General features: G+C 65.2%; 12 protein-coding genes. 7 read left to right on the forward strand and 5 right to left on the reverse strand.

All coding sequences use genetic code 11. The annotated features are described in order from the left end of the window. Positions 1-748, reverse strand: a 748-nt coding sequence (locus N5C28_RS19105; protein ID WP_279824765.1) for an SDR family oxidoreductase, incomplete at its 3' end; no start/stop codon positions are given. Between the two features lie 128 nt (positions 749-876). On the opposite strand from N5C28_RS19105, the gene N5C28_RS19110 reads away from it, so the two are divergent. The 3 genes from N5C28_RS19110 (at position 877) to N5C28_RS19120 (ending at position 2,848) form a co-directional block, all read left to right on the forward strand. Continuing rightward, entirely contained in the window at positions 877-1,764 is an 888-nt protein-coding gene (locus N5C28_RS19110) for an AraC family transcriptional regulator (RefSeq protein WP_279824767.1), read from the forward strand. 107 nt (positions 1,765-1,871) lie between these two features. Next, positions 1,872-2,336, forward strand: a complete 465-nt coding sequence (locus tag N5C28_RS19115; RefSeq protein ID WP_279824769.1) for a hypothetical protein — start codon at positions 1,872-1,874, stop codon at positions 2,334-2,336. A gap of 2 nt (positions 2,337-2,338) precedes the next feature. Beyond that, entirely contained in the window at positions 2,339-2,848 is a 510-nt protein-coding gene (locus tag N5C28_RS19120) for a hypothetical protein (protein ID WP_279824771.1), read from the forward strand. Between the two features lie 42 nt (positions 2,849-2,890). Here N5C28_RS19120 and guaA read toward each other — a convergent pair whose 3' ends face one another. Both guaA and guaB read right to left on the reverse strand, forming a co-directional pair. Further along, positions 2,891-4,471, reverse strand: a complete 1,581-nt coding sequence (gene guaA / locus N5C28_RS19125) for a glutamine-hydrolyzing GMP synthase (protein ID WP_279824772.1) — start codon at positions 4,469-4,471, stop codon at positions 2,891-2,893. Between the two features lie 128 nt (positions 4,472-4,599). Further along, positions 4,600-6,069, reverse strand: coding sequence for an IMP dehydrogenase (gene guaB, locus N5C28_RS19130; protein ID WP_279824773.1), 1,470 nt, complete (start codon positions 6,067-6,069; stop codon positions 4,600-4,602). 168 nt (positions 6,070-6,237) lie between these two features. On the opposite strand from guaB, the gene N5C28_RS19135 reads away from it, so the two are divergent. Then, entirely contained in the window at positions 6,238-8,379 is a 2,142-nt protein-coding gene (locus N5C28_RS19135) for a TonB-dependent siderophore receptor (protein WP_279824775.1), read from the forward strand. Between the two features lie 109 nt (positions 8,380-8,488). Here the strand turns inward: N5C28_RS19135 and N5C28_RS19140 are convergent, their stop codons facing one another. After that, entirely contained in the window at positions 8,489-9,040 is a 552-nt protein-coding gene (locus tag N5C28_RS19140; protein ID WP_279824776.1) for a sugar ABC transporter ATPase, read from the reverse strand. Positions 9,041-9,141: 101 nt separating this feature from the next. Continuing rightward, a complete protein-coding gene (locus tag N5C28_RS19145) occupies positions 9,142-9,627 on the reverse strand; it encodes a multidrug/biocide efflux PACE transporter (protein ID WP_279824778.1) in 486 nt (161 codons plus the stop codon). A 94-nt stretch (positions 9,628-9,721) separates the two neighbouring features. Here N5C28_RS19145 and N5C28_RS19150 point away from each other — a divergent pair, with 94 nt between their 5' ends. From N5C28_RS19150 to N5C28_RS19160, 3 genes are read left to right on the forward strand one after another with little or no spacing between them, the layout of a single operon-like run. Continuing rightward, positions 9,722-10,600, forward strand: coding sequence for a LysR family transcriptional regulator (locus N5C28_RS19150; RefSeq protein ID WP_279824779.1), 879 nt, complete (start codon positions 9,722-9,724; stop codon positions 10,598-10,600). A 50-nt stretch (positions 10,601-10,650) separates the two neighbouring features. Then, positions 10,651-12,030 (forward strand): exodeoxyribonuclease VII large subunit, encoded by a 1,380-nt coding sequence (xseA, locus tag N5C28_RS19155; RefSeq protein WP_279824780.1) that lies wholly within the window; start codon positions 10,651-10,653, stop codon positions 12,028-12,030. Positions 12,031-12,080: 50 nt separating this feature from the next. Continuing rightward, positions 12,081-12,905 (forward strand): peptidoglycan DD-metalloendopeptidase family protein, encoded by an 825-nt coding sequence (locus N5C28_RS19160; protein ID WP_279824782.1) that lies wholly within the window; start codon positions 12,081-12,083, stop codon positions 12,903-12,905. The last annotated feature ends 65 nt before the right edge of the window (positions 12,906-12,970 follow it).

Consider the following 12,970-nt stretch of genomic DNA (forward strand, 5'->3'; position numbering starts at 1 on the left):
TTTGACCGCCGGAGACCTCGATCCGCTGCGCATTGACCCAGCGGTTGTTCGCCGACAACAGGCTGGCGATCATCGGCCCGATATCGTCCGGCAGCCCCACTCGCCCCAGGGCCGTCATCTCGGCGAACACCTTGTTGAGGTCCGGCATGTCGCGCACCGCACCGCCCAGGAAGTCGGTCTCGATCGCGCCGGGTGCCACGGTATTGACCGCGATCCCGCGCGCGCCCAGCTCCTTGGCCAGGTAGACGCTCAGCACCTCGACCGCCCCCTTCACCGCCGAGTAGGCCGCGAACCCCGGGTAGGAAACCCGGGTGAGCCCCGAGGACAGGTTGACGATACGCCCGCCGTTCGCGATCAGCGGCAGCACGGCCTGGGTGAGGAAGAACACGCCCTTGAAGTGGACGCTCACTAGGGCATCGAACTGGGCTTCGGTGGTCTCTTCGATCAAGGCCATGTCACCGTGACCCGCGTTGTTCACCAGGTGGTCGAAGGTGTCGCGCTGCCAGGTCGAGCGCAAGGCCGCCCCCAGGCGTTCGACGAAATCCGCAAACCGCGAAACGCTGCCCACATCGAGCTGCAGGGCCACCGCCTTGCGCCCGATGCGTTCGATCTCGGCAACAACGGCCTGGGCCTCGTCGCTGCGGCTGTGATAGGTGACTACCACGTCGCCACCCTGGCGCGCGATACTCAAGGCAGTGTTGCGGCCAAGCCCACGGCTGGCACCGGTCACAAGCGAGATGGTGGTCATGTTGAAGCTCCTGTCAGAGGGGTAAGAACGAGCCACGATTGTTGCGGCCGAGGGCGTTGCCGTCGTTACCGGAACCTCGACGTTCTTTGCCTATTCCTGCCAGACCCACTTTCAGCCGGGATCCCACCATGAGCGACACCCTTCTCGATGCCGTGAGCCGTTATGCCACCGCCCACGCCGACCCGAACGGCTACGCGCACACGCCCATCGACGGCTTGACGATCATCCGCGCCACCGAGCCCAGCGGCCTGGTTCATGCCATCTCGCGCCCGATGGTTTGCCTGGTCCTGCAGGGCCGCAAGCAGGTCACCATGGGTGCCCGGACCTTCACCTTCGGCGCGGGCGACTCGTTGCTGATCAGCGCGGACGTCCCGACCGTCAGCCAGATCATCAGCGCGACGCCCGAAACGCCCTACTACTCGCTGGTGCTGGAGCTCGAAACCGCGGTGATCGCGGAGCTGAGCGTGCAGATGAAAACCGAGGCGGACAACCAGGCCGAGCCCGTTCGCGTCGAACCGACCGACAGCGATGTCGAACAGGCGGCCCTGCGCCTGGTCGGCCTGCTCGACCGCCCGGAATCGCTGCCGGTGATGCACCCGCTGCTGGTGCGCGAGCTGCACTACTGGCTGCTCAACGGCCGGCTCGGCACAGCCATACGCCGCCTGGGCTGGCCAGAAGGCCATGCGCAGCGGATCGCCCGCTCGGTCGACGTCCTGAGAAACGAATTCGCCCGGCCGCTGCGGGTGGAACAACTGGCCGCCATCGCCGGGATGAGCGCCTCGTCGTTCCATCGGCATTTTCGCGCGGTGACCTCGCTGTCGCCGCTGCAATTCCAGAAACAGCTACGCCTGATCGAAGCCCGGCGCCTGCTGTGGTCGGAGGGCGCCTCTGCGAGCAGCGCAGCGTTCAGTGTCGGCTACGAGAGTGTGCCGCAGTTCACCCGTGAGTACGGCCGGATGTTCGGCCGGCCGCCGGCCCGCGATACCGAGGCCGCCCGCAGCGAGGGATGTGGATAAGCGCGCATCCGCAGCCCCATGCATCCAGCGAATGCACGACACCCGCACGCCACGAAAAACCGGGTGTCGCTAGAATGGCGCCTGACTGACAAGGATTTCGACACCACATGGATCGGTACGGCAGTGCGATGAGCTTCGCGATCAGCCTCTTTATTCCCTTGCTGCTCTGCTTCTGGGTCATCCTGATGGTGGGCATCGGCCACTGGGTGTACAAGGGCGCGCGCAACCTCGGGCGTGCGCACAGCCTGGTAGACGCGCAAATCGTCGACCGACGCCTGATCCGCGCCCGCATTCACTACAGCCGTACCAGCCGGATTGGCACCTGCCCGGTCTATCGCCTGCGCTATGAGTTCGACGCCGTCCCTTACGAGATCGAATACCTGGTCAGCAACAAGCACCAGGTAATGCTCGATGAAGACGCAGGAACCTTCAAACTCTATGTCCCCCACGACCAGCCGGCCGACGCTCGCGTGGAGTACACCCCGCTGCAACCACTGTATGGGCTGATCATGGTGGCCGCCATGGCCTATGGCAGTTGGCACATCGCACCGCTCGCCCTGTTCGGGGCATAGCGATGGAGATTCTGTTCGGCACCCTGCTGTTGCTCTTCAGCGCCGTGACCTGGCTGCTACTGATAGCCCTGGCCTGCGCCGGCTATTACTTCGCGGGAAAGCACATCCTGAAGGGCACGCGCCGCGCCTTCCTGCGGACAGGCACCGCCCAGGTGACGGGGTACGAGATGTTCACGCCAGATCTGGCAGACGGTCATGGCGAGGATGAGCGCCCCCTGTTTCGCCTGCAGCTCGCCTGCGAACGAGACGGTCAGCTCTGCTCACTGACAGTGGGCCCGGTAAGCTGCCAGGAACTGTTCACAGCCCTTGACCAGCCCCTGCATCGCGCGTCCTGCTGGATGACCGAGGACGACTGGCGTGACCTGCTGGAAGGTCGAGAACTCAAGGTGGCGTGCGACTTCCGCCGCAACGAAGCGTTTCTGCTGAACCAGAAGCAACTGGCCAGGGAAACGCTGATCGGCGCCCTCATCGCCCTGACCGTCCTTGCCCTCGCCGCCGTGGCCCAGGCATGAAAAAACCGGCCTAGGCCGGTTTTTTCATGCAACGCAGCGGGATCATTCCCACTCGATGGTCGCTGGCGGCTTGCTCGACACGTCGTAAGTGACGCGGGAGATGCCGTCGATTTCGTTGATGATGCGGCCGCTGACGACTTCCAGCAGTTCGTAGGGCAGGTGCGCCCAGCGAGCGGTCATGAAGTCCACGGTTTCCACGGCGCGCAGGGCGACGACCCAGGCGTAGCGACGGCCGTCGCCGACCACACCGACCGACTTCACCGGCTGGAACACCACGAACGCCTGGCTGGTCTTGTGGTACCAGTCGGCCTTGCGCAGTTCTTCGATGAAGATGTGGTCGGCGCGACGCAGCAGGTCGGCGTACTCCTTCTTCACTTCACCGAGGATGCGCACGCCCAGGCCCGGGCCCGGGAACGGGTGGCGGTAGACCATGTCGTACGGCAGGCCCAGCTCCAGGCCGATCTTGCGGACTTCGTCCTTGAACAGCTCACGCAGCGGCTCGACCAGCTTGAGGTTCATTTCCTCCGGCAGGCCACCGACGTTGTGGTGGGACTTGATCACGTGGGCCTTGCCGCTCTTGGCGCCGGCCGACTCGATGACGTCCGGGTAGATGGTGCCCTGGGCGAGGAACTGGATGTTTTCCAGCTTGCTGGCCTCGGCATCGAATACGTCAATGAAGGTGCGGCCGATGATCTTGCGCTTCTTCTCCGGGTCGGCTTCGCCGGCCAGGTTGGAGAGGAACTGCTCTTCGGCGTTGGCGCGGATCACCTTGACGCCCATGTTCTCGGCGAACATGGCCATCACTTGCTCGCCTTCGTGCAGGCGCAGCAGGCCGTTGTCGACGAACACGCAGGTCAGCTGATCACCGATGGCGCGGTGCAGGAGCGCGGCGACCACGGAGCTGTCGACACCGCCGGACAGGCCGAGCAGCACATTGGCCGAACCAACCTGGGCGCGTACCTGGGCGATGGCGTCTTCGACGATGTTGGCCGGGGTCCACAGCGCCTCGCAGCCAGCGACTTCCAGCACGAAGCGCGAGAGGATGCGACCGCCCTGCTTGGTGTGGGTCACCTCCGGGTGGAACTGCACGCCAAAGTAGTGGCGGGTCTCGTCGCACATGGCGGCGATCGGGCAGCTCGGGGTGCTGGCCAGGATATGGAAGCCTTCCGGCAGGCGGGTGACCTTGTCGCCGTGGCTCATCCACACGTCGAGGCCGAGCACGCCGTCCGGGTCCACGTGGTCCTCGATACCTTCGAGCAGTTGGCTCTTGCCGACCACGTCGACACGGGCGTAGCCGAATTCACGCAGGTCGGAGCCTTCCACCTTGCCGCCCAGTTGCTCGGCCATGGTCTGCATGCCGTAGCAGATGCCCAGCACCGGAACGTTCAGGTCGAACACGGCCTGAGGTGCACGCGGGCTGTTCGCCTCGTGCACGGACTCCGGGCCACCCGCCAGGATGATGCCGCGCGGGGCGAAGGCGAGGATGTCCTCATCGCTCATGTCCCAGGGATGCAGTTCGCAATAGACACCGATTTCGCGCACGCGGCGGGCAATCAGCTGGGTGTACTGGGAACCGAAGTCCAGGATCAGGATGCGGTGGGCGTGAATATCAGGATGGGCCATGGCCGTCTCTCGTAGCGGAACTCACAAATGACTCGGGGCCGCCCTGTGGGTAACAGCGACAGCCCCGCGCTTTCCTATCTCTTCAAAACCGATTTGCCGCGTCGCGAGCGCAGCGCGTCAAACCGTTTTCAACCAACGCGGTAGTTGGGTGCCTCTTTGGTGATCTGCACGTCGTGGACATGGGACTCGGCCATGCCGGCGCCGGTGATGCGCACGAACTCGGGCTTGGTGCGCATTTCCTCGATGGTGGCGCAGCCGGTGTAGCCCATGGAGGCACGCAGGCCGCCCATCAGCTGGTGCACGATGGCCGCCATGGCACCCTTGTACGGCACACGGCCTTCGATGCCTTCCGGCACCAGCTTCTCGGCACCGGCGGAGGAGTCCTGGAAGTAACGGTCGCTCGAGCCCTGGGCTTGCGCCATGGCACCCAGCGAACCCATGCCACGGTAGGCCTTGTAGGAACGGCCCTGGAACAGCTCGACTTCGCCCGGCGCTTCTTCGGTACCGGCCAGCATGGAACCGATCATGACGCAGGAGGCGCCGGCCACGATGGCCTTGGACAGGTCACCGGAGAAGCGGATACCACCGTCGGCGATCAGCGGGATACCGGTACCGGCCAGCGCAGCCGCAACGTTGGCCACGGCGGAGATTTGCGGCACACCGACACCGGCGACGATACGCGTGGTGCAGATGGAGCCCGGGCCGATGCCGACCTTGACTGCATCGGCGCCCGCTTCGGCCAGCGCGCGAGCGGCGTCACCGGTGGCGATGTTGCCGCCGATCACCTGGATGTCCGGGAAGTTCTGTTTGACCCAGCGCACGCGGTCGATCACGCCCTTGGAGTGACCGTGGGCAGTGTCGACGATGATCACGTCGACGCCGGCGTTGGCCAGTGCCGCGACGCGGTCACCGGTATCGGCGCCGGTACCCACTGCTGCACCAACACGCAGACGACCCTGGTCGTCCTTGCTGGCCAGCGGGTAGGCCTTGGCTTTTTCGATGTCCTTGACGGTCATCATGCCCTTGAGGTGGAACGCCTCGTCGACGATCAGCACCTTCTCGATGCGGTGCTTGTGCAGCAGCTCGCGCACGACTTCCTTGGTGGCGCCTTCCTTGACGGTGACCAGACGCTCTTTCGGGGTCATCACGTCGCGGACCTTGGCGTCCAGGCGGTTCTCGAAACGTACGTCGCGGGAGGTGACGATGCCGACCAGGTCGCCATCGGACAACACCGGTACGCCGGAGATGTTGTTCATGCGGGTCAGGTCGAACAGGTCACGCACCGTCGCATCGGCTTCGATGGTGATCGGGTCCTTGACCACGCCGGCCTCGAACTTCTTGACCTTGCGCACTTCGGCAGCCTGCTGCTCGATGGTCATGTTCTTGTGGATGATGCCGATGCCACCTTCCTGCGCCATGGCGATGGCCAGACGCGCCTCGGTAACGGTGTCCATGGCGGCGGAGAGCAACGGAATGTTCAGCTCGATGCCACGGGTCAGGCGAGTCTTGAGGCTGACATCCTTCGGCAGGACTTCGGAAAAACCAGGAATAAGTAGAACGTCGTCGAAGGTAAGGGCTTCTTGACTGATACGCAGCATGGCGGGGGCTCCCAGACGGGAAAATTGGAAGCGCGCCATTATACCCAGCGAACCCCTGCCACTCAATGCAAAGAATGCTCCGGATCGAATGAAATCCGCAGAGCTATCCGATGCCTCGCAGCCCCTATACAATAATAATTCTCAACTACAGCCGCACTAGAGTCGTAAATGCCAACCCCTTGCTCCTTTTCCGGCCTGTTCCGCTGGAACGCTGTCGCGCGCGCCGTCGCCCACGCCACTGTCTTCACCCTTGCCCTGCCCGCTATCACCCATGCCGCCAACGAGGCAGAGCGCAACGAACTCGAGCTCCCAGGCCAGGAAATCACCGCCGAGCGCGAGAGCCCGGACAGCTACCGCGCCAGCACCGCCAGTACTGCGAGCAAAAGTGCGGTTCCCGTGATGCAGGAAGCCCAGGCGGTACAAGTGGTGACCGGCCAGGTCATCGACGACTACCAGGTGCAATCGCTGGACGACGCCATGAAGTTCGTCAGCGGCATGACCCAGAGCAACACCCTGGGCGGCACCCAGGACGGCTTCGTCAAACGCGGGTTCGGTACCAACGCCGACGGTTCGATCCTGCGCGACGGCATCCGCTCGAGCCTGTCACGCAACTTCAGCGCCACCACCGACCGGGTGGAAGTGCTCAAGGGACCGGCATCCCTGCTCTACGGTGCGCTGGAACCCGGCGGCCTGATCAACGTGATCAGCAAACAGCCACAGTACCAATGGCACCGCCAGATCAGCGGCGAGACCAGCAGCGAGGGCGGCGGCAGCGCGATGCTCGATGTCACCGGTCCGCTGGCAGACAGCGGCCTGGCCTTCCGTTTCATCGCCGAGCGCCAGCACGAAGATTACTGGCGCAACTTCGGCCACGAAAGCCACACCCTGGTGGCGCCGTCCTTGAGCTGGATCGGCGACGACCTGCGCGTCACCCTGGCCTACGAGCGCAAGGAATATTCCACCCCGGTGGATCGCGGCACGGTGATCATCAACGGCAAGCCGGCGAAGACCGCCTACAACGCTCGCCTCAATGAAGACTGGGCGAAAGCCGAAGGCACCGATGAACTATTCACCGCCACGGCCGAATACCAGCTCAACCCGGATTGGCTGACCCGCGTGACCTACGGCTGGAACAACGAGCGCTATGACTACGCCGAAGCCCGCCCCAATACGCTCAACGCCACCACTGGCGCGCTCAGCCGCCGCTCTGACGGCAGCGAACACGACAACCAGACCCAGTACCTGGCCTGGGACTGGATCGGCAACGCCAGCCTGTTCGGCCAGCGCCACGACCTGTTGATCGGTGCCGATACCGAGCGGGTCGACAATTTCCGTGGCGACACTTGGCGCGGCCCGGCCGTGGGCGGCTTCAACATCTACCGCCCGGTTTACGGCAACCTCGCCGAGCCCTCGGTACTGAATGCCGCACAAAGCGACCGCAGCGACGAACTGCATTCGCGCTCGCTGTACCTGAAAGACAACTGGCACCTCGATGACCAGTGGATCGTGGTCGCCGGCGGCCGCTACCAGCGCTTCGAGCAGTTGGTCGAACAGGGCCGTGGGGCGGCCCATACCCGCCCCACCGACCGCCACGACACCACCTTCCTGCCGTTCGGCGGCCTGGTGTACCAGCTCAACCAGCAGGTGTCGCTGTACGGCAACTACAGCCGCTCGTTCGTGCCCAACGCCTCCGACGCCAACAGCGGCCAGGCCTTCGCCCCGGAGGAAGGCCGCAGCTACGAGCTGGGCGTCAAACTGGACCTGGGCAGCGCGCTGATGGCCAGCCTGGCCGTCTACGACATCGAGAAGAAAAACGTGGTCGTCACCAACAACGGCGTGTCGGAAGCCGCCGGCAAGGTGGGCTCGCAAGGCGTCGAACTGGATATCACCGGGCGCCTTGCCGAACGCTGGGATGTGCTGGCCACCTATGCCTACACCGACACGGAAATCCTCGATGACCCCGCCAACCGCGGCAACGAACTGGTCAACGCCGCACGCAACGTCGCCAGCCTGTACCTGACCCACCACCTCGCGCTGCCGAGCGCGGCCGGGCAATGGCGGATCGGCGGCGGCGCGCGCTACGTCGGCGAACGCGCGGGCGACAACGCCAACAGCTTCTGGCTGGACAGCTACACCGTCGCCGACGCGTTCATCAGTTGGGAAAGCGACCTGCTCGGCGACAAGACCCGCCTGCAGTTGAACGCCCGCAACCTGTTCGACGAGCAATACCATCCGTCCAGTGGTGGCAATTTACGCGTCGCGGTGGGGGAACCTCGTGAACTGCGACTGTCCGCCAGTGTCGACTTTTAAGAGACCGTTCGCGTTCTTGCACTGGGTCGCCTGACTCGCAGCACGAGGTCATGGCACAGCTCATCGCGAACTGTCTTGGTGTTTTCAGGCTCAAGGATGAGCCCCCTTTTCACGCTACCCGGCTGTGCACCTGAGACAGCGGGAAGCCCAGACGCTCGGCGAATTCGTCGAGAAAGCCCTGGCGAAAGCGCGCCTCGTTCCAGTTGTTGAAAATGAAGCCGAGGTTGGAAAACCCGCAGGGCTGCAGGAACAGGAAGCCGTTGATGTCATCTTCATGCCCGCACTCGGGGCAGGTGAAGTTGTCCGTTACACCCGGCCACCATTCATCCAGGCTTTCGAACAGCGGTTCGCCGATCTCCCGGCGGCACTGCGGGCAACCCGCTTCCTCGAGAAAGCCGTCGGTCGGCGTGTAGATGCAGCGGCGGGTGATGATTTCCAGGCCGTTGACCGGCTGGCCGTACGGCAGGTGCTGCGGGTGCTCGACCACCCGTTTCGCACCCGCGCCGATCGCATAGGCCATGCCCCGGGCACCGACGCCACAGGTGGTGGGCAGGGCTTCGACGATCTCGCGCTTGGCCAGCCAGCGCAGGATCGCCTGGGCCTTGGCCTCATGGGCCGGGAAGGTGGAAATCTGTGGAACCAGGATGCATTGGGTGTTCATGACAACTCAGGACGGGCAGGCAATGCCGGCAGCTTATGGATTGGGCCTGGCAAATCAAGTCGCGCCTGGCCCATCCATCCGGAAAATCCCTGTGCCCTTGCTCAGCGTGCGCCCGGCGAGGCCTCGCAGTCAGCGCATTCCGCTGCCTCGCGGCGGCGCAACCAGCGTACCCGCAGTTCGTCATAGGCCCAGTTGAAGCCCATGGTGTACGGCAGGAAGAACAGGATCAGGCCGATATCGAGAAACAGCGCCTCCAGCAGGCTGATCGACAACCACCAGGCCGCCAGCGGCACCAGCACGACGATCAGGCCGATCTCGAACAGCACGGCATGGCACACCCGTGCCCACAGGCCACGCTGGAAGCCCAGGCGCCGCTGGGCGTTGTCGAACAGCAGGTTGAACAACATGTTCCACAGCATGGCCACCAGGCCGAACATCAGGGTCAGCGCACCCAGTTGCACCAGCGGCTTGTTCATCAGCAACGCCAGGGTCGGTGCGCAGATCACCACGGCGATGGTTTCGAACGCGAGCGCATGACCGACCCGTTCGCGCCAGGAGCGTTGCAGTTGGTTGATGGTCTGGCTCATGGAAAATGACCTCATTGATCGAATGCCTTGGATGGGCGCTATATTCATCGGTAATCTAGCCACCAACAAACCAGCTGCCATCGGCCAAACCGATATGAACATTTCCCCGGAAGCCCTTCAGGCGTTCGCCCAGGCCGCCAGCTGCGGTTCCCTCAGCGCCGCCGCCCGGCGTCTCGGCAAGAGCCAGTCGACGGTCAGCGAAGCCGTGGCGCGCCTTGAGCTCGACCTCGGCGTGGAGCTGTTCCAGCGCGGCCCCCGGCGGTTGGAGCTGACCGAAGCGGGCAGCAGCCTGCTGGCCCACGCCGAAGAGGTGCTAATGGCGAGCGACCGCCTGGTGCGCCACGCCACCCAATTGGCCGGCGGCCAGGAAGCGAAGCTGACCCTGGCGTTGTCCGACGCCTACCAGCCCAAGCAGTACCAGGCACGGCTGGCGGAGCTGGACCAGCGCTACCCCGACCTGGAATTCGAATGCCTGATCGCCGAGCACGCCGATGTGCTCGACCTGGTGAGCCAGAATCGCGCCCACCTCGGCCTGCTGGCCGCGCAACCCGACTACCCGCCGGACATCGCCCATGCCAGCGTGGCCGGCAGCGCCGAGTTCGGCCTGTTCGTCGCCTGCGACCATCCGCTGACTGCCTTGCCCCAGGTCACGCCCGAAGACCTCGCGCGCTGGCGGGTGCTGCGCCTGAGCAGCGTCGCCGCCAGTGAAACACCGTCCGACGACCTGCCGGGCAGCGGCGGCCGCTGCTGGTCCGCCCCCGACTATCTGCTGTTACTGGAGATGGCTGCCCTGGGCTTCGGCTGGAGCGCCCTCCCCCGCGAATTGGTGGCCGGGCACGGCGGCGGCAAGCTGCGCGAACTGCCGATCAACGGCTGGCCCAAGCGAGTGCCGGTGGATGTGGTCTGGTCACGCCAGCACGCCCTCGGGCCGGTGGCCGCCTGGTTGCTGGGCCGCCTGCTCGACCGGCACTGACGGCCCAAGGCGGTTCACGCCGCCCCCACGCTCGGCTTATGATGGCGCCCATGATCAAAGACCCCTTCCAACGCCTGAACCTGGACCGCGAAGTACTCAGCGTCAGCCAGCTCAACAGCCGTGCCCGCCTGTTGCTGGAGGACGTGTTCTCCGGCATCTGGGTCGAGGGGGAAATCTCCAACCTGGCCCGCCCCGCTTCCGGCCATATTTATTTCACCCTCAAGGACAGCCAGGCCCAGGTGCGCTGCGCACTGTTTCGGCAGAACGCCGCACGGGTTCGCCAGGCGCTGCGCGACGGCCTGGCGGTCAAGGTGCGCGGCAAGGTGTCCCTGTTCGAAGGCCGGGGCGACTACCAGCTGATTCTCGACAGCGTCGAACCGGCCGGCGACGGCGCCCTGCGCCTGGCATTCGAGGCCCTCAAGGAAAAGCTCGGCAACGAAGGCCTGTTCGCCACCGAGCGCAAGGTCGCCTTGCCCGCTCACCCTCGACGCATCGGCATCGTCAGCTCGCCCACCGGAGCGGTGATTCGCGACATCATCAGCGTCTTCCGTCGTCGCGCCCCGCAGGTGGCCCTGACCCTGATCCCCACCGCTGTGCAAGGCCGCGATGCAACCGGGCAGATCGTCCGCGCCCTGCAATTGGCCGATCGCCAGGGCTTCGATGCCTTGATCCTGGCCCGCGGTGGCGGCTCGCTGGAGGACCTGTGGTGCTTCAACGAAGAAATGGTCGCCCGCGCCATCGCCGCCTGCGAAACCCCGATCGTCAGCGCCGTGGGGCACGAAACCGATGTATCGATCAGCGACTTCGTGGCCGACGTGCGGGCCCCGACCCCATCTGCCGCCGCCGAGCTGCTGGCCCCCGACAGCAGCGACCTGGTGCACCGCCTGACCAGCCTGCAACGCCGCCTACAACTGACCATCAAGGGCCGCCTGGCCCGCGAGCAGATGCGGGTGGAGGGCCTGAGCCGACGGATTCGCCATCCGGCGGAACGGCTGCGCCAGCACGCCCAGCGCCTGGATGACCTCGACCTGCGCCTGCAACGCGCGCTCGACCGCCACCTGAACGCGCGCCAGGAGCGACTCGCCCGCCTGCAGACGCGCCTGGCGGCCCAGCATCCTGGCCGCAGCCTGGCGCTGTTGCGCCAACGCCTCGACAGCCTGGCCGTGCGCCTGCCACGTGCAATGAACGAGTGCCTGAAGGACCGCCGCCTGCGCCTCCACAGTCAGGTACAGACCCTGAATGCCGTCAGCCCCCTGGCCACCCTCGGCCGGGGCTACAGCATCCTCCTCGACGAGCGCGGACGCGCCATCCGCGATGCCGCCCAGACCCGCCCCGGCCAGCGCCTGAAGGCGCGCCTGGCGGAGGGCGAGTTGGAGGTTCGGGTCGAAGACAACCACCTCCAGCCGGTGACCTTGTCCCTGCTGGATTGACGATCAACCGGGTGGATCGCCGGCGCGGCCACCCACCACAGAGATTATCCATGCGTCGTTTGCTGTTGCTGCTCACCCTCACGCTTGCCCTGCCCGTACAGGCCGAAGGCTTCATCAGCCGCCTGTTGAACAAGCCGGTGCCCGGTGGCGTCGCCGTGGTGGGCCTGGGCACGGGCGACGCCGCTCCCAAGGTAACCTTCAAGGACCGGCCGGTGCTGGTGATTCGCGAGGACGGCCAGCGCTGGATCGCCATCGTCGGCCTGCCACTGACCACCAAGCCCGGCACCGAGACGATCACGGTGAATGCCCGGCAAACCCTGAGCTTCGAGGTCGGCCACAAGACCTACGTGGAACAGCGCATCACCATCAAGAACCAGCAGCAGGTCAACCCCAACGCGGCCAACCTCAAGCGCATCGAGCGGGAGCTCGCCGAACAGACCCGCGCCTACCGCCAGTTCAGCGCCCGCCAGCCCAGCAACCTGCTGTTCGACAAACCGGTCAACGGCCCGCTCTCCAGCCCCTTCGGGCTGCGCCGCTTCTTCAATGGCGAAGAGCGCAACCCGCACTCGGGCCTGGACTTCGCGGCCAACCGCGGCACACCGATCAAGGCGCCCGCGGCCGGCACGGTGATCCTGGTGGGCGACTACTTCTTCAATGGCAAGACGGTGTTCGTCGACCACGGCCAGGGCCTGATCAGCATGTTCTGCCACCTGTCGGAAATCGGTGTGAAGGTCGGCGACGAATTGCCGCGCGGCGGCGTGCTCGGCAAAGTCGGCGCCACCGGCCGCGCGACCGGGCCTCACCTGCACTGGAACGTCAGTCTCAACGACGCACGGGTCGATCCGGCGATCTTCATCGGTGCCTTCAAGCCCTGACGGGCGCAATTGCTTCGCAAGCAGACGCAGCACTAGAATGCGACCCATTATCGAAAAGGCCGCAG

The sequence above is a fragment of the Pseudomonas sp. GD03944 genome, assembly GCF_029839275.1.
Classification (GTDB): Bacteria; Pseudomonadota; Gammaproteobacteria; order Pseudomonadales; family Pseudomonadaceae; genus Aquipseudomonas.